The sequence below is a fragment of the Bradyrhizobium sp. 956_D2_N1_4 genome, assembly GCF_052076025.1.
GTDB lineage: Bacteria > Pseudomonadota > Alphaproteobacteria > Rhizobiales > Xanthobacteraceae > Bradyrhizobium > Bradyrhizobium barranii.
This window is the reverse complement of sequence record NZ_CP197237.1, coordinates 7,332,434-7,353,920: the sequence shown is the minus strand read 5'-3', so window position 1 is coordinate 7,353,920 and position 21,487 is coordinate 7,332,434. Positions and strand designations below refer to the sequence as shown.

The 21,487-nt window shown below is 64.6% G+C and carries 18 protein-coding genes; 9 read left to right on the top strand and 9 right to left on the bottom strand.

What is annotated here, in order from left to right:
- Window positions 1-66: 66 nt before the first annotated feature.
- On the bottom strand, window positions 67-480 hold the full coding sequence (locus AB7535_RS34770) for a response regulator (protein ID WP_354113717.1): 414 nt from the start codon (window positions 478-480) through the stop codon (window positions 67-69).
- A 205-nt stretch (window positions 481-685) separates the two neighbouring features.
- Entirely contained in the window at window positions 686-1,408 is a 723-nt protein-coding gene (locus AB7535_RS34765; protein ID WP_247313243.1) for a GntR family transcriptional regulator, read from the bottom strand.
- A gap of 94 nt (window positions 1,409-1,502) precedes the next feature.
- Here AB7535_RS34765 and AB7535_RS34760 point away from each other — a divergent pair, with 94 nt between their 5' ends.
- From AB7535_RS34760 to AB7535_RS34735, 6 genes are all read left to right on the top strand, one after another.
- Window positions 1,503-2,522: an ABC transporter substrate-binding protein gene (locus AB7535_RS34760; protein WP_354113718.1), complete on the top strand. Its 1,020-nt coding sequence runs from the start codon at window positions 1,503-1,505 to the stop codon at window positions 2,520-2,522.
- On the top strand, window positions 2,522-3,283 hold the full coding sequence (locus AB7535_RS34755; protein WP_354113719.1) for an ABC transporter ATP-binding protein: 762 nt from the start codon (window positions 2,522-2,524) through the stop codon (window positions 3,281-3,283). The genes AB7535_RS34760 and AB7535_RS34755 overlap by 1 nt, the downstream gene beginning before the upstream one ends.
- Window positions 3,284-3,295: 12 nt before the next feature.
- Window positions 3,296-4,159: an ABC transporter permease gene (locus tag AB7535_RS34750; protein ID WP_166058591.1), complete on the top strand. Its 864-nt coding sequence runs from the start codon at window positions 3,296-3,298 to the stop codon at window positions 4,157-4,159.
- Window positions 4,156-5,895 carry an L-arabinonate dehydratase gene (gene araD / locus AB7535_RS34745; RefSeq protein ID WP_354113720.1) on the top strand — a complete coding sequence of 580 codons (1,740 nt, stop codon included), beginning with the start codon at window positions 4,156-4,158 and terminating at the stop codon, window positions 5,893-5,895. Before AB7535_RS34750 ends, araD begins: the two co-directional genes overlap by 4 nt.
- 125 nt (window positions 5,896-6,020) lie before the next feature.
- A complete protein-coding gene (locus tag AB7535_RS34740; protein ID WP_354113721.1) occupies window positions 6,021-6,740 on the top strand; it encodes a ribonuclease activity regulator RraA in 720 nt (239 codons plus the stop codon).
- Between the two features lie 74 nt (window positions 6,741-6,814).
- On the top strand, window positions 6,815-7,906 hold the full coding sequence (locus AB7535_RS34735) for an SMP-30/gluconolactonase/LRE family protein (protein WP_354113722.1): 1,092 nt from the start codon (window positions 6,815-6,817) through the stop codon (window positions 7,904-7,906).
- A 197-nt stretch (window positions 7,907-8,103) separates the two neighbouring features.
- On the opposite strand, the gene AB7535_RS34730 is transcribed toward AB7535_RS34735, so the two are convergent.
- The gene (locus AB7535_RS34730; RefSeq protein WP_354113723.1) at window positions 8,104-10,209 is read right to left on the bottom strand and encodes a S9 family peptidase; all 2,106 of its coding nucleotides are present in this window, start codon (window positions 10,207-10,209) and stop codon (window positions 8,104-8,106) included.
- A 336-nt stretch (window positions 10,210-10,545) separates the two neighbouring features.
- Here AB7535_RS34730 and AB7535_RS34725 point away from each other — a divergent pair, with 336 nt between their 5' ends.
- Complete coding sequence (locus AB7535_RS34725) at window positions 10,546-11,982, top strand: MBOAT family O-acyltransferase (RefSeq protein WP_208067527.1); 1,437 nt, start codon at window positions 10,546-10,548, stop codon at window positions 11,980-11,982.
- Window positions 11,982-13,085: a hypothetical protein gene (locus AB7535_RS34720; RefSeq protein ID WP_166058763.1), complete on the top strand. Its 1,104-nt coding sequence runs from the start codon at window positions 11,982-11,984 to the stop codon at window positions 13,083-13,085. The genes AB7535_RS34725 and AB7535_RS34720 overlap by 1 nt, the downstream gene beginning before the upstream one ends.
- 214 nt (window positions 13,086-13,299) lie before the next feature.
- Here AB7535_RS34720 and AB7535_RS34715 read toward each other — a convergent pair whose 3' ends face one another.
- From AB7535_RS34715 to AB7535_RS34705, 3 genes are all read right to left on the bottom strand, one after another.
- Complete coding sequence (locus AB7535_RS34715; protein WP_063980480.1) at window positions 13,300-14,487, bottom strand: pyridoxal-phosphate-dependent aminotransferase family protein; 1,188 nt, start codon at window positions 14,485-14,487, stop codon at window positions 13,300-13,302.
- Window positions 14,488-14,651: 164 nt separating this feature from the next.
- Window positions 14,652-15,377 (bottom strand): thermonuclease family protein, encoded by a 726-nt coding sequence (locus AB7535_RS34710; protein ID WP_063980481.1) that lies wholly within the window; start codon window positions 15,375-15,377, stop codon window positions 14,652-14,654.
- A 295-nt stretch (window positions 15,378-15,672) separates the two neighbouring features.
- Window positions 15,673-17,400 (bottom strand): hypothetical protein, encoded by a 1,728-nt coding sequence (locus AB7535_RS34705; protein WP_354113724.1) that lies wholly within the window; start codon window positions 17,398-17,400, stop codon window positions 15,673-15,675.
- Window positions 17,401-17,821: 421 nt separating this feature from the next.
- Between AB7535_RS34705 and AB7535_RS34700 the strand changes: the two genes are divergently transcribed.
- Window positions 17,822-18,673, top strand: a complete 852-nt coding sequence (locus tag AB7535_RS34700; RefSeq protein WP_071916992.1) for a caspase family protein — start codon at window positions 17,822-17,824, stop codon at window positions 18,671-18,673.
- A gap of 259 nt (window positions 18,674-18,932) precedes the next feature.
- On the opposite strand, the gene AB7535_RS34695 is transcribed toward AB7535_RS34700, so the two are convergent.
- From AB7535_RS34695 to AB7535_RS34685, 3 genes are all read right to left on the bottom strand, one after another.
- Window positions 18,933-19,820 carry an efflux RND transporter periplasmic adaptor subunit gene (locus AB7535_RS34695; protein WP_354113725.1) on the bottom strand — a complete coding sequence of 296 codons (888 nt, stop codon included), beginning with the start codon at window positions 19,818-19,820 and terminating at the stop codon, window positions 18,933-18,935.
- Window positions 19,821-20,093: 273 nt separating this feature from the next.
- Window positions 20,094-21,209, bottom strand: coding sequence for a lactonase family protein (locus AB7535_RS34690; protein WP_354113726.1), 1,116 nt, complete (start codon window positions 21,207-21,209; stop codon window positions 20,094-20,096).
- Between the two features lie 124 nt (window positions 21,210-21,333).
- Complete coding sequence (locus AB7535_RS34685) at window positions 21,334-21,471, bottom strand: hypothetical protein (protein WP_175627410.1); 138 nt, start codon at window positions 21,469-21,471, stop codon at window positions 21,334-21,336.
- Window positions 21,472-21,487: the final 16 nt, after the last annotated feature.

Sequence of the window (21,487 nt, the reverse complement as noted above, 5' to 3'; positions counted from 1 at the left end):
TCGGCCTTCGCGCCGCGTCGCGAGCGGTCCCGAATGTCCTGCTACGCTGCAACATGGATCGCCCCGTCATCGGCTGCCGGAGGCGGCATTGGCTTGTGGCGCGGATGTGAGGCAGCCGTCGACAGCGGCGAGCAGGGCGTCCGGCCGGAACGGCTTCTGCAGACTTGCGACCGCGCCGAGCTTGGTCGCCATCTTCAGAAAGTCCGGCTCGGCATAGGCGTCCGGCGTGACGGCGCGGCCGGAAATGACGATGATCGGAAGGGCCGACTGCAGCACCCGGATGTGGCGCATGGTCTCCAGTCCGTCCATGCCGGGCATGAATATGTCGAGGAACAGGAGGTCGAACCGGCTCGCCTCGAACAGCGCAAGCCCCGTGTGGCCGTCGCCGGCGGCGGTGACGTGATGGCCGGCCCTCTCCAGGATCAGCCGGATCGTGATCTGCACGGCCGGGTCGTCATCCACAATCAGGATGTTGGCCACGTCTGAAACCCTCCGGGCCGGATGGGACGTTCCAGCGACCCCAAATCAAAGCATCAAATGCGAAATTGTTGCGCGGTTTCCGTCCGGCCTGCAAGCACTTCGCGGCCGACACCTTGTCCGCCTCGCGCGATTCCGGCGAGGTCGGCCATATGCATGCTTACGTGCACATGCGGTCCCTGACGCACGCCGGGATCGTGTCGCGGGCCTAATCGGTCAGGTATTCGGGATGGTGGCTCCGGATCTTGTCGAGCTCGCTGAGCGTGCCCGACAGGTGCTTGCGCAGATGCTGTTGCGCGGCGTCAGCGTCTCCGGCCTCGATCGCGCGCGTGATCAGCTTGTGGTGGCGGACGATGTTCTGGGCCTTGCCGGGCGAGGGCAGATGCAGCCGGCGCAGCCGGTCGATATGCCCGCTGCGGCTGCGCACCAGCGTCCACAGGTCTTGCTTTCCGGCGGCGGCGTAGAGCTGCGCGTGAAAATCATTGTCGCCGGCGATGAAGCTCTCGAAGTCCCCGGCCTTGGCGAATTGCTGCTGGAGCGCGATCGCGTGGTCAAGGCGGATGACCAGGGCCTGGTCATGCTGTTCCGCGAGCATCCGGACGATTTCGAGCTCCAGCGCCTGGCGCAGGAAATGGGCCTGCTCGGCGCGGCCGACGTCGACTCGGCTGACCACGGTCGCGTGCTGCGGAAACACGTCGACGAGCCCTTCCTCCTCCAGCCGCATCAGCGCATCGCGCACCGGTGTCGAGCTGACGCCGAACTGGCCGGCAAGCTCGGCGCGTGACAGGGGCGCGCCCGGCGGCAGTTCCAGGGCGATGATCGCATTGCGCAGCCGCTCGAACACCTGCGGCGCGGCCTGGCGGGCGCGATCGAGCCTTGAAACGGCTTTTGCGGGTCGTGCCGCGCGCGGCGCGGTATCGGTTGCTTCCATGGCGGGTCCCGCGGGCTTGCCTTTGATGCACTAATATATTAGTGCATCAGCAGGGTCAACGCAGCTCGACGCTGGCCGGAGGAAACACACAACAATGATCAAGCATCTTCGTAGCAAGCTTGCGGCTGCCGCCCTGATCGCCGCAACCGTCCTGCCGGTATCCGCGGCGCGTGCGCAGCAGAAATCCGAGATCTCGCTGTCGCGCCAGCCCGGCATTTTCTACATGCCGAGCCACATCATGGAAAAGCAGAAGCTGATCGAGAAGCACGCAGCTTCGCTCGGCGTACCCGGCGTCACCACCAAATGGGTGACCTTTTCCGGCGGCGGCGCGCAGACCGATGCGCTGCTCGCCGGCGGCGTCGACATCCTCAACACCGGCACCGGCAATCTTCTCTTGCTGTGGGACCGCACCCGCGGCGGCGTGAAGGGCATCGTCGCGACCTCGGCGCAGCCGATGACGCTGATCAGCCGCGACGCCAACATCAAGTCGATCAAGGATTTTGGTCCGAGCGACAAGATCGCGGTGCCGACGGTGAAGGTTTCGACGCAGGCGATCGTGCTCCAGATCGCGGCCGCGGAGGCCTTCGGCGCCGACCAATGGTCGAAGCTCGACGTCAACACCGTGCAGCTCGGCCATCCCGACGCCTATGCGGCGCTGTCCAATCCCAAGCACGAGGTGCACACCCACTTCTCGATCCCGCCTTTCACTTTCCTGGAGCTGAAGAACGTGCCGGGCGCGCATGTCGTGCTGAATTCGCCTGACGTGATGGGCGGTCCGCTGAGCCAGGCGCAGTTCTTCACCACGACGAAATTCGCCGACGCCAATCCGAAGATCATCCAGGCGGTGCGCGATGCCACCAAGGAAGCGCAGGATCTGATCCGCAGCGACACCAAGCAGGCGGTCGAGATCTACAAGGAGATCACCGGCGACAAGACCTCGGTGGATGAGCTGCTCGATCTCCTGAAGGAGCCCGGCATGATGGAGTGGAATCTCGAGCCGCAGGGCACGATGAAATTCGCAGCCCATCTATTCAAGACCGGCACGCTGAAGAACCAGCCCAAGGCCTGGACGGACTATTATCTCCCCGTCGCGCACGACCTGAAGGGCAACTGATGGCGCTGCTCGACGTCAGCTCTGTGACGCTGCGCTACAAAACCTCCAGCGCCGTCGTTACCGCCACCGAAAGGGTCAGCTTCACGGTCGACAGGTCCGACCGCTTCGTGCTGCTCGGGCCGTCCGGCTGCGGCAAGTCGACCCTGCTCAAGGCCGTCGGCGGCTACATGACGCCGAGCGAGGGCCGCATGACCATCAACGATCGCGAGATTCATGGTCCGGGCGCGGACCGCATGATGATCTTTCAGGAGTTCGACCAGCTCCTGCCCTGGAAGAGCGTGCTCGCCAACGTGATGTTCCCGTTGCTGACCGCGCGAAAATTGTCGCGCAAGGACGCCGAGGCCCGCGCGCGGGCCTATATCGAGAAGGTCGGACTCACCCGCGTCGTCGATGCCTATCCGCACACGCTGTCCGGGGGCATGAAGCAGCGCGTTGCGATCGCGCGCGGCATGGCGATGGAGCCGGACATCCTGCTGATGGACGAGCCGTTCGCCGCGCTCGACGCGCTGACGCGGCGCACCTGCCAGGACGAGCTGCTTCAGCTCTGGAACGAGACAAAATTCACGGTGCTGTTCGTGACGCATTCCATCGCGGAAGCGATCCGCATCGGCAACCGCATCCTGCTGCTGTCGCCGCATCCCGGCCGCGTCAAGGCCGAGGTCGTCGACGTCGACAAGGTCTCGAATGGAGACGGCGGCGCCGGCCGGCTGGAGAAGGAGATCCACGATCTCCTGTTCGCGGCCGAAGCTGTGGCGCATTGAGGGGGGCCTGTCATGGGCGAAGCGAGAATATTGTTGCGTGACGCGTCGGTCGCCGCGACCGGCGGTGCGGGCGAGGTCGAGCGCAAGCTGAGCGTGCCGGAGCTGTTGTGGAACGACGGTTTTGTCCGCAAGACCGTCATCATCCTGTTCCTGGCGGCGGTCTGGGAAGCCTATGGCGTCGCCCTCGACAATCCGCTGCTGTTTCCGACGTTGCACGACACCATCGCGACGCTGTACGACCGGGTCAAGGACGGCACCATTCCGATGCGGGCATGGACCTCGCTGAAGGTGCTGTTCATGGGCTATTCGGCCGGCATCGTGTTGGCCGCGATCTTCACTGTGCTCGCCATCTCGACGCGGATCGGCACCGACTTCCTCGAGACTGTTACGGCGATGTTCAATCCGTTGCCGGCGATCGCGCTGTTGCCGCTGGCCTTGATCTGGTTCGGCCTCGGCAACGGCAGTCTTGTTTTCGTGCTGATCCATTCGGTGCTGTGGCCGGTCGCGCTCAACACCCATTCCGGCTTCAAGAGCGTGTCCAACACGCTGCGCATGGTCGGCCGCAATTACGGCCTGCGCGGGCTGCCCTACGTCGCAAAAATCCTCATCCCCGCCGCGTTCGGCTCGATTCTCACCGGCCTCAAGATCGGCTGGGCCTTTGCATGGCGTACCCTGATCGCGGCCGAGCTGGTGTTCGGCGTGTCTTCGGGCCAGGGCGGGCTTGGCTGGTTCATCTTCGAGAACCGCAACCTCCTCGACATACCCGCAGTGTTTGCGGGCCTCTTGACGGTGATTATCATCGGGCTTTTTGTCGAGAACCTGATCTTCCGCGCCATCGAGCGGAACACCGTCCAGAAATGGGGCACCCAATCATGACCAAGAAGAAAATCACGCCCGACCAGCTCCGCAGCGCGCGCTGGTTCGCGCCCGACGACCTCCGCTCGTTCGGCCACCGCTCCCGCACGATGCAGATGGGCTACGCCCCGGAGGAATGGAAGGACCGCCCGATCATCGCGATCCTCAACACCTGGTCGGACGCGCAGCCCTGCCACATGCACTTCAAGTCGCGCGTCGACGACGTCAAGCGCGGCATCCTGATGGCGGGCGGCTTGCCGATCGAGTTGCCGGCATTGTCGCTGTCGGAATCGCTCTTGAAGCCGACCACGATGCTCTATCGCAATCTTCTGGCGATGGACGCCGAGGAGCTGTTGCGCAGCCATCCCGTCGACGGCGTGGTGCTGATGGGCGGCTGCGACAAGACCACTCCGGCGCTGCTGCTGGGTGCGACCTCGATGAACATCCCGGCGATCTATCTGCCGGCGGGACCGATGCTGCGCGGCAATTGGAAGGGCAAGACGCTCGGCTCCGGCTCCGACGGCTGGAAATACTGGGACGAGCGGCGCGCCGGCAAGATTTCCGACAAAGACTGGCTCGATATCGAAGCCGGCATTGCGCGGAGCTACGGCACCTGCATGACCATGGGCACGGCCTCGACCATGACCGCGATTGCCGAGGCGATCGGCATGACGCTGCCGGGCGCCTCCTCGATTCCGGCCGCCGACGCCAACCACATCCGTATGGCGTCGGAATGCGGCCGCCGTATCGTCGAGATGGTGTGGGAGGATTTGACGCCGAAGACGATCCAGACCCGCAAGGCGTTCGAGAATGCGATTGCGGTCGCGATGGCGATGGGCTGCTCGACCAACGCGATCATCCATCTGATCGCACAGGCCCGTCGCGCCGGCCTCGACATCGGCCTCGACGATTTCGAGATCGCGAGCCGCAAGGTGCCGGTCATTGCCAACGTCCGGCCGAGCGGCGACGCCTATCTGATGGAGGACTTCTTCTATGCGGGCGGCCTGCCGGCGCTGATGGGGCAGATCAAGCCGCATCTGCATCTCGACTGCATCACCGTGACCGGTCAGACTGTCGGCGAAAACATCGAAGGCGCCGAAGTGCACAATGCCGATGTCATCCGCGGCGTCGATAACCCCATCTACAAGGAGGGCGCGCTCGCCGTGCTCAAGGGCAATCTCGCGCCCGACGGCTGCGTCATCAAGCCGAGCGCCTGTGCGCCGCGCTTCCTCAAGCACACCGGGCCTGCGCTGGTGTTCGACGACTATCCGTCGATGAAGAAGGCGGTCGACGATCCCAACCTGGACGTCACCGAGGATCACATCCTCATCCTGCGCAATGCAGGGCCGCAGGGCGGGCCGGGCATGCCGGAGTGGGGCATGCTGCCGATCCCGACCAAGCTCGTGAAGCAGGGCGTGCGCGACATGGTGCGGATCTCGGACGCGCGCATGAGCGGCACCAGCTATGGCGCCTGCATTTTGCACGTTGCGCCCGAATCCTATGTCGGCGGCCCGCTGGCGCTGGTGCGGAATGGCGACCGCATCACGCTCGACGTCGCAGCGCGCACCATCAATCTCGATGTGAGCGAAGCCGAGCTCGAAAAGCGTCGCGCCGCCTGGAAGCAGCCCGAGCGCCGCTTCGAGCGCGGCTATGGCTGGATGTTCACCAAGCACATCAAGCAGGCCAATGACGGCTGCGACTTCGACTTCCTGGAGACCGATTTCGGCGCGCCGATCGGCGAGCCGTCAATCTACTAGCAACCTGTCATTCCGGGGCGCCGCGAAGCGGCGAGCCCGGAATCCATAACCACGATCGTGAGTATGGATTCCGGGCCTGCGCCGTTCCGGCGCATCCCGGAATGACGAAGATGAGAGAGTACGAGATGTCCAAACTCAGCGAAGCCACACGCAACAAGCTCAAATCCGTCTCCACCGCCACCGTCGCCACCGCGCTGTTCAAGCGCGGCCTGCGCATCCAGATGATCCAGGATGTGCACCCGCTCGGCGCCGACCAGCCGACCATGGTCGGCGAGGCCTTCACGCTGCGCTACATGCCGGCGCGCGAGGACCTCAACACCATCGACGTCTTCAGGGATCGCTCGCATCCGCAGCGCAAGGCGATCGAGGATTGTCCGCCCGGCAGCGTGCTGGTGATGGACAGCCGCAAGGACGCGCGCGCGGCCTCGGCCGGCGCGATCCTGGTGACGCGATTGATGAAGCGCGGCGTCGCCGGCGTCGTCACCGATGGCGGCTTTCGCGATTCCGCCGAGATCGCGAAGCTAGGCATTCCCGCCTACCATCATCGTCCCTCGGCGCCGACGAACCTCACGCTGCACCAGGCGATCGAGATCAACGTGCCGATCGGTTGCGGCGATGCGCCGGTTTTCCCGGGCGACGTCATTCTCGGCGACAGCGACGGCGTCATCGTGATCCCCGCGCATCTCGCCGACGAGATCGCGAATGAAACCTTCGAAATGACCGCGTTCGAAGACTTCGTCACCGAGGAAGTAGGCCGAGGCCGCGGCATCTTCGGTCTCTATCCCGCCACCGATCCGCAGACGCTCACTGACTTTGCGGAATGGCGGAAGAAGAACGGCCGCTAGGCCGAAGCGAAGTCACGTCAAGAAACGAGCCGGCGCATCAAGCGCCGGCCTTTTATCGAGCAGGGAGGATACTTATGAATTTCACGCGACGTAGTCTCATGGCTGGCGCCGGTGCGGCGGCGGCGTCCGCACTTCTCGCCCGCACCGCCGGTGCCCAGTCGTTTCCGTTCACGCCCAACCAGCGCTACCCCGATCCCGCCGTCCAGATCCTCGATCCGAGCTTTGGAAAATACCGGCTCTATTCCTCGACGGTCGAGCAGGTCGCAACCGGCATGCGCTGGGCCGAAGGTCCCGCCTATTTCCCCGAGGGCGGTTATCTGCTGTTCTCCGACATTCCCAACAACCGGATCATGAAGTTCGACGAGAAGACCGGGCAGACCAGCGTGTTCCGCGCCAACGCCAATTACGCTAACGGCAATGCGCGCGACCGCCAGGGCCGCCTCGTCACCTGCGAGCACTCCGTGACCCGCCGCATCACCCGCACCGAGAAGGACGGCAAGATCACGGTTCTTGCCGACAAGTTCGAGGGCAAACGGCTGAACGCGCCGAACGACATCGTGGTGAAGTCCGACGACAGCATCTGGTTCACCGATCCCTTGTTCGGCATCAACGGCGAGTGGGAAGGCAACAAGGAGAAGTCCGAGCAGGCCACCACCAACGTCTATCGCATCGCCAAGGACGGCAAGATCAGCGCCGTCCTCACCGACCTCGTCAATCCCAACGGCCTCGCCTTCTCGTCGGACGAGAAGAAGCTCTACATCGTCGAATGGAAGGGCACGCCCAACCGCAGCATCTGGAGCTACAATGTCGGCGACGACGGCAGCTTGAGCGGCAAGACCAAGCTGATCGATGCCGCCGACCAGGCCTCGCTCGATGGTTTTCGCGTCGATCGCGACGGCAATCTCTGGTGCGGCTGGGGCTCCAACGGCGCGCTGCAATCCGAACCCACCGACATCGGCGGCCGCAAGGTCTTTCAGCTCAGGGGCAAGTCGGAAGATCTCGACGGCGTGATGGTGTTCAACGCCGACGGCAAGCCGCTCGCCTTCATCAAGCTGCCCGAACGCTGCGCCAACCTCTGCTTCGGCGGCCCGAAGAACAACCGGCTTTATATGGCGAGCAGCCACTCGGTGTATGCGCTTTACGTGGAGGCGCATGGGGCGGTGTGAGGCGATGCCTTGTGGGATGGTAAATCGTCCCACAATCTCCCCTGTCGTCCCTGCGAACGCAGGGGACCCATAACCCCAGGGAGCAGTTTGGCGAAGACCGCAGTCAAGAAGTCTTCGTCGGTACTGCTCCCGCCCTCTTCCGATAAATCACGCGGTATGGGTCCCTGCGTTCGCAGGGACGACGGCGGTAGGTGTCGCTACACCCCGGCCTCCGCCATCCCCGCCGCCCACAGAGCAAACGCGTACACGATTGCGACTTCATCCAGCCGGTCAAAGCGCCCCGATGCGCCGCCGTGGCCGGCGCCCATGTTGGTGCGGAGTAACACTGGGCCGCCGCCGCTCATGGTCGCGCGCAGGCGCGCGATCCATTTGGCCGGCTCCCAATAGGTCACGCGCGGATCGGTCAGGCCGCCCATCGCCAGGATCGCCGGATAGTCCTTCGCCGCGACATTGTCGTACGGCGAGTAGGACAGGATGGTGCGAAAATCCTTCTCACTCTCGATCGGGTTGCCCCACTCTGGCCATTCCGGCGGCGTCAGCGGCAGCGTGTCGTCGAGCATGGTGTTGAGCACGTCGACGAACGGCACCTCGGCGACAATGCCCGCGAACAGCTCGCCGGCGCGGTTTGCCACCGCGCCCATCAGCATGCCGCCGGCCGAGCCGCCATGGCCGACGATGCGTTTTGCGCTGGTGTATTTCGCATCGATCAGTGCGCGGGCGCTGGCTGAGAAATCGTCGAACGAGTTGATCTTCTTCTCGCGCTTGCCGTCGAGATACCAGCCCCAGCCCTTGTCGGCGCCGCCGCGGATATGGGCGATGGCGTACACAAAACCGCGGTCGACCAGCGACAGCCGGTTGGCGTTGAACGAGGCCGGCATCGCCATGCCGTAGGAGCCGTAGCCGTAGAGCAGCAGCGGCGCCGAGCCATCGAGCTTCAGCCCGCGGCGATAGAGGATCGACACCGGCACCTCGGCACCGTCATGCGCCTTGGCCATGATGCGCGTCGTGACATAGTCGGCCGCATCGTGGCCCGACGGGATCTCCTGGCGCTTGCGTAAGGTCCGCGTGCGCTTGACCATATCGTAGTCATAGACTTCCGACGGCGTCGTCATCGACGAATAGGCGAAGCGCAAGTTGGTCGTCTCGAATTCGTAGGAGCCCATCGTGTCCAGCGAATAGGCGGCCTCGTCGAAGGCGATGGCGTGCTCGTCCCTGGTCGCGAGATCGCGGATCACGACCGACGGCAGCGCATTGGCGCGCTCCAGCCGCACCAGATGGCCGGCATAGAGATCGAGGTCGATGATGTAGACGCCGGGACGATACGGGATCAGGTCGCGCCAGTTCTTGCGCTCGGGTGCCCCAAGCGGCGCGGTGACGATCTTGAAATCGATGGCGTCATCGGCATTGGTGAGGATGAAGAGCTCGTCGCCGCGGTCGGCCAGCGAATATTGCACGCCGTCCTCGCGCGCTGCGACCAGGCGCGGCGGCGCTTCGGGGTGGGCGAGATCGATCAGCCGTTGCTCCGAGGTCTCGTGATCGCCGCCCGCGATCACGCAGAAGCGGCCGCTGGTGCTCTCATGCAGATGGGTGAACCAGCCGGAATCCTGCTCCTCGTAGACGAGCGTGTCGTCGGCCTGCCCGGTGCCGAGCTTGTGCAGCCACACCTGCATCGGGCGATGGTTGTCGTCGAGCTTCACGTAGAAGAAGCTCTTGCAATCCTTGCTCCAGACGATGCCGCCGTCGGTTTCCTCGACCAAATCGTCAAGATCCTTGCCCGTGGCCCAGTCGCGGACGCGGATGGAAAAATATTCCGAGCCCTTGGTGTCGGCGCTCCAGGCCTGCAGCTTGTGGTCGTTCGAGTGGCGGCTGCCGCCGAACTTGAAGTATTTGTGGTGCTTCGCGAGCGCATCGCCGTCGAGCACGATATGGCCCTCGCCACCGTCGCGCGGCATGCGGCCGAACAATTCGTGCTGCCCACCCTCGCGAAACCTGCGGAAATAGGCGAACGGGCCGTCGGGCGAGGGCACGCTGGAATCGTCCTCCTTGATCCGCCCGCGCATTTCGCGCACCAGCGTCTTCTGTAGGGTCGAGGTGTGACCGAGCAGGCTCTCGGTGTAGCCGTTCTCTTCATCGAGATATTTGCGGATGTCGGGATCGAGCACGGCGGGATCACGCAGCACCTCCTGCCATTTCTCGTCCTTCAGCCAGGCATAGTCGTCGGTCACGGTGATCCCGTGCCGCGTGAAGGAATGCGGCCGGCGCGGGGCGACGGGGGGCTGGGAAGGTGTCTTGGCTTGTGTCACTCGGTCCTCATTCGTATCCGTGCGTCGCCGTTCTTCACCTCTCCCCGCTTGCGGGGAGAGGTCGGATTGCATCGAAGATGCAATCCGGGTGAGGGGGGTACAGGTCCCTCGGCAATCTCATCCGCGGAGAGAGGCCCCTCACCCCAACCCTCTCCCCGTAAGATCGGGGAGAGGGAGAAGAAAGGCGCGCCGCATCGCTCGCCGTGTTCCACCTTATATCGTCCCGATTCCGCGAATTGCCAGCGCCGCTGCGCCAAGGACTGCGCCAAGTCGCCGGGTTGTTGATCGCCCCCTTGTATGCTTTAGGGGCGATATTCCCGCCTCCGGTCCAGCCTGATGCTGTTCAATTCCTACTCGTTCATCCTGCTGTTCCTGCCGGCCGTGCTGGCCGGCTATTTCTGGCTCGGGCGGCGCAGCAATCTGGCGCCGGTGATCTGGCTGGCGCTGGCCTCGCTCGCCTTCTACGCCATCGGCAGCTGGCAGTTCGTGGGCCTGCTGCTGATCTCGATCGCCTTCAACTACGGCGTCGGCTATCTCCTGATCGCGGCGAAGCTCGCCCCAATGCAACGAAAGGCGGCGCTCGCGCTCGGCGTCGTCGGCGACCTCCTCGTGCTCGGCATCTTCAAATATGCCGGCTTCGTCGCCGAGAACATCAATGCGCTGGCCGGCACGCATGTTGCGGTCCACATCCTGCTGCCGGTCGGCATCTCCTTCTACACTTTCACCCAGATCGCGTTCCTGGTGGATGCGTATCGTGGCCAGGTCGCGCGTTACGCCTTGCCGCACTATGCGCTGTTCGTGACCTACTTTCCGCATCTGATCGCGGGGCCGATCCTCCACCACAAGGACATGATCCCGCAATTCGAGCGGAAGGAGACCAAGTATCCGGACGCGCACCTGATCATGTGCGGAATCGTCATCTTCGCGATCGGCCTGTTCAAGAAGACCTGCCTTGCCGACGGCATCCAGCCGCTGGTGGCGCTCGCCTTCGAGGCGCGCTCGCCGAGCTTTGATCAGGCCTGGTGTGGTGCGCTCGCCTACACGTTCCAGCTCTATTTCGACTTCTCCGGCTATTCCGACATGGCGATCGGGATATCGCTGATGTTCGGCATCTTCCTGCCGGTGAATTTCAACTCACCCTACAAGGCCACCAGCATCGTCGAGTTCTGGCGCCGCTGGCACATGACCTTGTCGCAGTTCCTGCGCGACTATCTCTACATCTCGCTCGGCGGCAATCGCCGCGGCCGCGTGCTGCGCTACGTCAATCTGATGATCACGATGCTGCTCGGCGGGCTCTGGCACGGCGCGGCCTGGACTTTTGTCGCCTGGGGCGCGCTGCATGGCGCTTATCTCTGCGTCAATCATGCCTTCAACGCGCTGGTGCCCAACGTCCCGGCGTTGCTCGTGCGCCCGGCCCGCATTGTCGGAGCCATGCTGACGTTCCTCGCCGTCGTCGTGGCCTGGGTTTTCTTCCGCGCCGAGAGCGTTACCTGGGCGCTGCGCGTCCTCCACGCGATGGCCGATCCGTCGAATATCGTCCTCGGCCGCGAGGAGATCGCCGCATTGGTTCTGGTGTCGATCTACGCCGCACTGGTGTGGCTGGCGCCGAACACGCAAGGAATCATGGGATACGATCACGACAATCGCAGGGTCGGCGAGGTCCTGCCGGCAGGGCGGATACGGCCGCTGTTTCTCTACGGCGCGTCGCTGGTGCTCGCTCTCGGGATTCTCGGCATCCAGAGCCACAGCGAATTCATCTATTTTCGGTTCTGATGCGAGGCAATTTCACACATCTGAGACGTCTTCTGCTCGCCAGCATCGCCTGCGTGCTGGGCGCGGCGGTGCTCACCTATCTCGTCGATCCCCTGCAACTGTTTCGCCCCTCGCGTCTCACCGCCTTCTATTCCGACGACACGCGCGTGCAGAATGCCGGGTTGATCCGCAGCCAGTCGTTCGACACCGCCTTCATGGGCACATCGCTCGCGATCCATTTCCGCCAGAGCGACATCGATCGCGCGCTCGGCGTCCACTCGCTCAAGCTGGCGATGACCGGGTCCAATTCGCGCCAGCAGGGCTTTGTGCTGGAGCGGGCGATCGAGCGCGGCGCCCGGCGCGTGATCTGGGCGATGGACGATTTCATCTTTGTCGATGCGGCGGATATCGAGGCCGATCCCTTTCTGTCCGTCGATCTCTATCGCCAGACAACGAAGGGCATCGCGTCCTATCTGTTCAGCGCCGCGATGGCGAAGGAATCCCTGTTCGCGCTGCTGCGGTCGATCCCGCCGCTGCAGCAGAAGCTGACCCAGGCGGCGCCGTTTCTCCCCGTCAAGTTCGCGCTGTCCGACGTCGACGACATCCACGCGCTGCCGCGCGATTTCGACGTCGCGCGTGACTACAATGCGAAGAAGACGCTTGCCTCGTTCGCCTACATCACGAGCCCCGTGCGCAGCCGCTTCCTCGGCGAAGGCTATGGCTACGACGCCATGCTCCGGCATTTCGAGCGCGACGCCGCCGGGTTGATCACGCGTCATCCGGACGTGACCTTCGACATCTACTTGCCGCCCTATTCGGTCCTGCAGTTCGTCGCGATGCGCGATGCCTCGCCTGCGACGCTGAAGATCGTCACCGACCTCACCGCGCGAATCGCCGAGCGGCTGACGCAGCTTCCGAATGTGCGTCTATACGATTTCCGCGCGATCAGGGACGTGACGCACGATCTCGATAACTACAGCGACGTCATCCACCATTCGCCGGCGGTGGACGCGATGGTGCTGAATTGGCTGGCGCGTGGAGAGTATCGCGTCGATCCTGAGGCGCCGCTAGCGTCGCTGGATGCGCTGAAGGCGCAGATCGAGGCGTATCGCGTGGAGCGCTGACCTTTCCCCCTCTCCCCCTGTGGGAGAGGGTGGCTCGCCGCGTAGCGGCGAGACGGGTGAGGGGTATCTATCCGCGCGTACAACTCTCGCAGTGAAGTTTGCGGAGAGAAACCCCTCATCCGGCGCCATAGCCGAAGCTTCGCTTCGGCGTTCCTAAGAACGGCGGCCGAAGGCCGCCTACGCCACCTTCTCCCACAAGGGGAGAAGGAAGAGATTACACCGCCACCTGCTCGCCGAGATACGCGACTGCGGCTTCCAGCCCACCCTTGCCGTGCGGGATCTTCAGCGCATTCAGGCCGATCTCGACCACCCCCAACGTGCCGAGCAGCATCGGCGCATTGACGTGGCCCATATGGGCGATACGGAAGGCTTGTCCCGAGAGATCGCCGATGCCGGTGCCGAGCACGACGCCGCACTTGTCCTTGCAATAGCGTTGCAGCAGCGCCGGATCGTGGCCATTGCTCATGGTCACCGTGGTCACGGTGTTGGAGCGCTCGCTCGCCTCCGCGACGTTGAAGCCGAGCACCTGGCCTTCCGACCAGGCGGAGACGGCGCGGCGCGCGGCTTCGCCGAGCAGGCTGTGGCGGCGGAACGCGTTTTCGAGCCCTTCCTCGTGCAGCAGGTCGATCGCCTTGCGCAGCGCGAACAACAGATGCACCGGCGCGGTGCCGGCATATTTGCGATAATTCTCGCTGCCCTCGCGCTCGCTCCAGCTCCAATAGGGCGTCGACATGTTGGCCTTCTTCTGCACCTCGAGTGCGCGCGCGTTCGCCGCGACGAAGCCGAGGCCGGGCGGCGTCATCAGGCCCTTCTGCGAGCCGGACATCGCGACGTCGATGCCCCATTTGTCCATCTCGAACGGCATGCAGCCGAGCGAGGCGACAGTGTCCACCATATACAGCGCGGGATGGCCGCTGGCCTTGATCGCCTTGCCGATCGCCTCGATGTCGTTCTGCACGCCCGATGCCGTGTCGACCTGGACGACGACGACGGCCTTGATGGTGTGCTCCTTGTCGCGGCGCAGGCGCTCTTCGACCTCGTGCGGCCGCACAGCGCGGCGCCAGTCGCCCTTGAGCACCTCGACCTCGGCGCCCATCAGGGCTGCGGCGTTGCCCCAACCGATCGCGAAGCGCCCACTCTCCAGCACCAGCACCTTGTCACCGCGCGACAGCACGTTGCTCAGCGCGGCTTCCCAGGCGCCATGGCCGTTGGCGATGTAGATGTAGGACTTGCCCTTGGTCGCGAACAGCTTCGAGATGTCTGCGAGAAGTGTATCGGTCAGCTCGTGCATCTCTTTGGAGTAGATGTCGATCGCCGGACGATGCATCGCCTGCAGCACCTCGTCGGGCATCGTGGTGGGCCCGGGGATGGCCAGAAATTCCCGGCCCGCGCGAACGGTCATTGCTGTTGGTCCTTGTTGCTTGAGAACAGGCTGGTGGGTCGCTGACTCACGTTCTACGCGCCGTGGAAGCCCAAGAAAAGCACGCAAAACGCAGGTCTGGGGTGGTTTTTGTTTCGAGCATGGTCTTGTCGGAAAACCGCCTCACACTTTTCCGGACCATGCACTTATCTCTTGGTCTCGCGGCAGCCGGCGGCTTCGGCCTCTTCCACCGAGCAGAACCAGCGGGTGCCCTTGCTGATCTTCATCTTGATCTGGGTGTACCAGCGGCTGGTCGGCTGGTGATAGATGCACTCGCCGGCGGTGTTGACGTTGCCCTTGATGGTGCAGTCCGGCGAGGGCGCGACCGGCCCGGAGGCCGAGGCGAGCAGCACCGCATGCGCGCCCTCGGGCGGCTTGGTCGCGCCCAGGATGGTGGTCTTCTTGTTGCGGACGCGCCAGTCCCACGGCGCGATGAAGGCGCCCTGCCACATGCCGGCCTTTGCCTCGCGCGCGGCCGCCTCATCGGGTTCGTAGTCGTGAGAGACGCGGGTGTAGGCGAGTGCCCAGCCGCTGCGCACCAGCCATTTCTGGATGTCCTCGCCGCCGACCTCGCAGCGCGCCACGGTGCGGCCGCGCCGGTCGATCGCGCGGGCGTGGCAGACCCAGCTCTTGCCTTCGGTGTATTTGGCGAGCTCGTCGCGCGCCGCGATGCCGCAGGTCCAGCGTTCGGTTTTTGTGTTGAGGCAGAGCTGGTCGACCGCGGGCGCGTCGATGCCGCCGAGCCGGACCCGCGTGTTCCCGATCAGGACGGAATCGCCGGAGCGGACCTTTGCGGTGCCGGTGATGTCGGCGGCCTGGGCCAGCGAGGGGATGGCGAGCAAAGACAGCGCAATCAGGAATTTTCGCAACATGCCGGTCCGCGTGTGAGGAAAATCTCGATAGACGTCGCAATTGTGGTCGGCTTTTGGCCGCCCGGCCAGCGCCTGCCTAACGATTGAGCTTTCAACTTCCCGTCATTGTGGCAGGGCTTGCTGACCCTCCCCTGGAGGGGGAGGGTCAGCACGCGATCGAGCGAAGCGAGATTGCGTGACGGGGTGGGGTGATCTCTCCACTCGGGCACTGTTCGTCGCGGAGAGACCGTCACCCCACCCCGCTCGCGCTGCGCGCAATCGACCCTCCCCCTCCAGGGGAGGGTAAGAGGACTCCTCACCCCCGCGCCATCGCCCGCTTCGCCACCGCCAGCCCCATCAGCACGAAGGCCGACGTCACCTCGGGACCACCCACCAGAATCCGCGTCGGCGTCTTCATCTTGTTCCATTCATAGGCGCGGAACGGGCCGCGGCGGCCGCCTTCGCCGAGGCTCGCGACGATCACGTTCAGCGCCGGCGCGAAGGCGCGCGGGTCGGCGCCGAGATGGCCGAGCGCGATCAGCGCCAGCGCCGCGTCGAACACGTTCATCTCCGCGGCCATCAGCTCGCCCTTGACGTAGGAGAGCACGCGATGGCGGATGAAATCGAAATCGCCGTCGGGGTCGATCGCGGCCTGTGCTGCCAGCGGCAGTGCGAGGAAGGCCGCATAGCAGCGGCCGAAATAGGCGCTGTAGAGCTCGGGCAGATAGTAGATGTGCGAGCGCGGATTGGCGAAGGCGCCGCTGGCGGCGAGTCGCTTCTGGAAGCCGATGATGCGATGAACGGTCGCCAGCCGCGCCGGCGTCTCAAGAATCTTCCAGCGCGCGAGGTTGCGGAAGCTGACCTCGAGAATGTCGAGATTGAGCGTCGGATCGAGATCGTTGCCGTAGGGCCGCTCGCCTTTGAGATTGTCGATCCAGGTCGCGACGCCGCCCTCGTAGTCGATGTTGTCGTTGAGCGGCACGGTCACGCGCGGCTCGTTGACGCCGGCAAGCACCTGATAGCCCGAATAGAAGTCAAGCAGCGGCTGGTCGATGATCGGATCGGTGCAGCCGGCTTGGGTCGCTGCCGAGATCGAGCACGCCGTGGTGTCGCAATCCGGCACGTAGACGCCGAAGCCGAGGTCCTGTTTGATCTGGGCGAAGAAGCGGGAGAAGCGCGGATGCGGCGCCGGCGCGAGCGCGGTGATGACGTTGAAGCGTGTGCCGTCGATACCCTCGACCTCTTCGCGGCTGATGTTGACGCAGAAATCGACCATGTCGGCGATCGCACGCTCGGATGCAATCTTGTCGGCCGGCGAGGCGAGCCCGGTCTCGACATAGCTCAGCAGCGCCTCGATGAAGAACGCGTCGTAATAGGCCGAGCGGTGTCGGATCTGCACCGGCTCCCACATCGGCTCGGCAATGCCGCTCCAGGGCGGATTGACGACGGCCGCTGCCTGTGAGCGCGCGATGAAGACGCGGGCGAGGTTGAACAGCAGCGAGGAGTTCTTGTAGCCGCGCGCGTTCAGCCCCGTCAGCGCCATGATCAGCTCGCGCCCACGGACATCGGGGTCGCCGATCAGGTTGAAGGCGGCATAGGTCGGCAGGAAGCCGTTCTTGCGGTACGAGCCGAGCAGATGCTGCGCGCAGTCGCGGATCACGCCGTCGATCTGCGCCTGTTGCGGCGCTAGGCCGGTGAATATCGCCGGCGGCGGTTTCGGATGGTCGAGCGCGATGCTGTCGACGAGATCGGCGACGGGCTGGCCGACCGCCGCCCAGTCGGGCTCGGCGTCGTCGCGCGCCCGCACCAGCGCCGTGCGAAGCCGGGTCAGCTTCGCCTCGTCGCGCAACTCGGGCAGCCCGGCGCGGCGGAGCAGGATCCGCAATGCGGGATTGCCGAGCGCGGTCTTGTAGAACTTGGCCAGATGCGGATCGCCGCTGGCTGGGCCCGACAATACGGGATCGCAGACGTCGTAAAGCGAGGGGCCGTCTTTTCGCGCCGTCAGCGCCCGGCAGGCGGCGCCGGCAAAATAATGAAAGCTCATGAAATACCTGGTCGCGGGGCTTTGGCCGGGGGCCGGCCGGCGCGCTCCCATCTGCGCGCCACCCCCTCCAAGTCTTTGAAAAAGCTACCCGGATTCGCGGGAAATTCAAATGTGATGGCGGTCACGGAAAAATCCGGCACGGGAGCTGCATGATTGAGGCCGTTACAAGGGGCTCGCGACGAAAAAACGTGCAAATCCCGCTCGGAGGATTAACCAATATCTTCAGTCACTTAGCTCAAATTTTGGGCGATCTATTGCCGGGGAGGAGATATCCGGTTAAGGCTTTGTTTGGTGCGGCGCCGCAAATTGCGCGCAGTTCGGGGGCACATCCCCGGCCAATCCCTCAAACCTGAAGCCACCATCGCGCTACTCAAACATTGTGCGCGCGCTTGGCTGGTCTTTGGCACAGGAACGAACCGAGATGAATGTAAGGCAGCTCGAGCTTTCCAGACGCACGATCGCGGTGGCCGCAGCCCTCATCGGCACGGTGTCGCTCGTGATCGGCGCCCATGCTGCCCTCAACATGCGCGCGATCGATGCCGCCAAGGCCGTGTCGACCGACGAGGTCACTGGCTCGATCGGCCAGTCGTCCCGCCTCGCCCTCGTCATCGGCAATGGACATTATCCCGACGCCAGCGCGCCGCTGACGCAGTCGATCAACGACGCCCGCGCGCTGTCCTCGTCGCTCCGCAAGAACGGCTTTGACGTCGATATGGTGGAAGACGCGACCAAGGACGACATGGTCCGCGCCGTCAACCGCCTGAAGTCCCGGATCAAGCGCGACACCGTCGTCATGCTGTTCTTCGGCGGCTACGGCGTGCAGGCCGGCCGCGAGAGCTACATGCTGCCGGTCGATGCCGTGATCTGGAAGGAAAGCGACGTCCGCCGCCAGGGTGTCTCCATCGACGGCGTGCTCGACATGATGAAGGAGCAGGGCGCGAAGGCCAAGCTCGTCGTCGTCGACGCCTCCCGCCGTAACCCCTACGAGCGCCGCTTCCGCTCCTACAGCCATGGTCTTGCACCGATCAGCGCGACGGACAACGCGTTGATCCTTTCCTCGGCTTCGCCCGGCAAGGTCGTCGACGACGGCAAGGGCGAGTACAGCGTGCTGGTCGGCGAGTTCCTCACCAACCTCAATGCGCAGGGCAGCGCCGAAAGCGTCTTCAACAAGACCCGCGTCGCCATCTCCCGCGCCTCCGAAGGCGACCAGGTCCCGACCATCTCCTCCTCGCTGCTCGAGGACGTCCATTTCGGCGAAGCCGCCGGCGGCTAGCCGTAAATTGTAGGATGGGCAAAGGCGCAAAGCGCCGTGCCCACCATCTTTCCGAGATTTCGACAGAAGACGTGGGCACGCTTCCGCCTTCGCTCGCCGAGCTACGGCGGACAAGTCGCTTTGCCCGCCCTACGGTATGCGTGTGTAACGGACCTCTGCCCCCACATCGTCATTGCGAGCGCAGCGAAGCAATCCAGGGTCTCTCCGCAGAAAGATTCTGGATTGCTCGCTTCGCTCGCAATGACGGTTGAGGCGAGACTTACTTCGCGGCTTCCGTGGCCATCACCGGACGCACCGGATCGCCTTCGCGCAGGATCGCGCCGGCGCGGGCGACGACGATATCGCCTTCGTTGAGGCCATCGCGAACCTCGATATTTCCGCCCGACATCAGCCCGATCTCGACCCGCTTGGTCTCGACGCGGTTGCGGCGGATCACCTGCACCACGGTGCCGGCGGTGGAATACTGCACCGAGGTCAGCGGCACCGCGACGTTGCAGCTCTGCCCGGTCTTGATCAGCGCGCGCCCGCTCGCGTTCAGCAGCAGCCGCTTCTGCGAGGAGATGCCGATATAGACCATTCCCTGCTGGATGTTCGGCTCGACGGTCGGTCCGATGCGGCGCACCTTGCCGTCGAGATCGCCCGCGCCGGCAATGCGCACCGTCGCCTGCTGGCCGACCGCGAGCTTCCGGATATCGGTGGTCGCGACCAGGCCGACGAGATCATATTCGCTGCGCGCCACGATCGTGAACAGCGCCTCGCCCTTGGCCGAGGCGAGGTTGCCGATCTGCGCGGTCGACGTCGCGATCACGCCCGCCACGGGGGCGGTGACCTGAAGCGTGCCGCCTTCGGGCAGCGCCAGCCGCGCCAACACCTGGCCGGCCGTGGTGGTGTCGCCGGCTTCCGCCAGCACGTCCGTGACCTTCAGGCCGGGACGTTCCGGCCGCACGGAGGTCTCCTCGCGCGCGATGATCGTGCCGGTGGCCTCGACGATGTCGGAGAAGCAGGATTTTGCGACCTTCAGCACCGTGACCGCGGGCCCCTTGGGCGCGTCGTCATCGGCGGCGCGCGCGGGCTGGGCGGACAGCAGAACCAGTCCGGCGAGAGCAACGAGTCTTTTAGGAAAGGAACGCGCAGGCAATCGACGCATCGGTCATTCCGGTTGGGGCCTTGACGGCCTCATCGTTAGCAGAAGCAACCGCGGCGGACCATGGGCCGGCCGGATGAGAATGCCGCAGCGCAGGCGGCGCGATGCCGCTTGGTAGATTAGTCGTGGCAAGGACGACGAGGTTCGCCGGTGGTTGCCGCCCGACACACTCGTCATGCCCGGGCTTGTCCCGGGCATCCACGTTCTTCGCACCGCGGGCAAGGCGTGGATGGCCGGGTCAAGCCCGGCCATGACGCTGTGGAGGCACTGGATCCCTCACGGCAGCGTCAAGAACTCCACCCAGTTCGGCTTCTTGCCGGTGGGATAGGATTTCAGCTTGGCGAGCGCGCCGCTGCTCTGGTCGATCGCATAGACCGTCATGCTGTCGGAGAGCTCGCCGACCGCGGCGAGGTAGCGCCCCGTCGGATCGATGTGGAAGCCGCGCGGCTGCTTCTCCGTCGGCACGCTGCCGATCGTGGTCAGCTTGCCGCTTGTTGCGTCGACCTTGTAGCCGGCGAGCGTGTTGGTGGTGCGCTCGGAGGCGTAGAGGAAACGGCCGTCCGGAGTGATGTGGATGTCGGCGGCCCAGGGCTTGCCAGTAAAGCCTTCTGGCAGCGCGGTGGTGCGCTGGATCTCGTCCCATGCGCCGCTCTTGGCCTCATAGCTGAACGCCGCGACGTCGCCGTTCAGTTCATGGATGAGATAGACGAACTTGCCGTTGGGATGGAACACGAAGTGCCGCGGTCCCGATTTCTCCGGCACCTTGGTCACCGGCGGATCGCTCGGCGCCAGCGTGCCCGCGACTGCATCGAACGCGAAGGTCAGCACCTGATCCGAACCGAGATTGGTCGCGAACACGAAGCGGTTGTCGGGCGAGGGCAGGAAGGCGTGCGCATTCAGCCCGGTCGGAATCACCTGCTTCGGCTCGCCGGCGACGCCGTTGGCGAGCAGCGGATTGAGCGCGACCTTGTTGCCGCCATAGGAGGCGCTGAACAGGAATTTGCCAGTGCTGTCGACGGCGATGTTCGCCATGCTGTCGGCAAGCGGTCCGTTGCCGATAGGGCTGAGCTGGCCCGTTTTGGGATCGATCGCAAAGCTCACCGCGAGGAATGGTTGCGAGCGCACGCCGGCAATCAGCACGCGGTGGTCGGGCGTGATCGCGAGCGGTGTCGACGAGCCGGGCTTGTCGACGCCGGTGAAGGCGGCGGTCTGCACCGGTGTCATCTCGCCGCTCTCGGCCAGCTTGAACACGCTGATGTCGTTGCTGTCGGCGTTGCCGACATAGGCGAAGGTCTCGGCCATGCCGGGGCGGACTCCAGAAACGAGGGTGAGGAAGGCGAGGGTGGTGGCGATCGCAGCGCGTGGCGCGATGCGGCGTGTCGGTTTCGGCATGGGGCTCCTCCTTACAGCGTTACGGCCTTGTCGTTTTGTCCGGAGGATAGCGGGAGCCGTGCCGCCGTACCAAGTTCCGGTTGAAGATCGATCGATGCCGAAATTGTATCGGTCGCGCGGGTGGCTACCGCACTGCGGCCGTCTGGCTGCGGGACGGCAGATGCGGGCCGGACGCAGTGTTGGGTGCCCCGAGCAGGCCCCACACGGCCACCGCCAGCAGCGCGCAGGTCAAAATGGTCCAGGCGACCAATCGTTTCCGCATCAAGCCAAGTCCATCC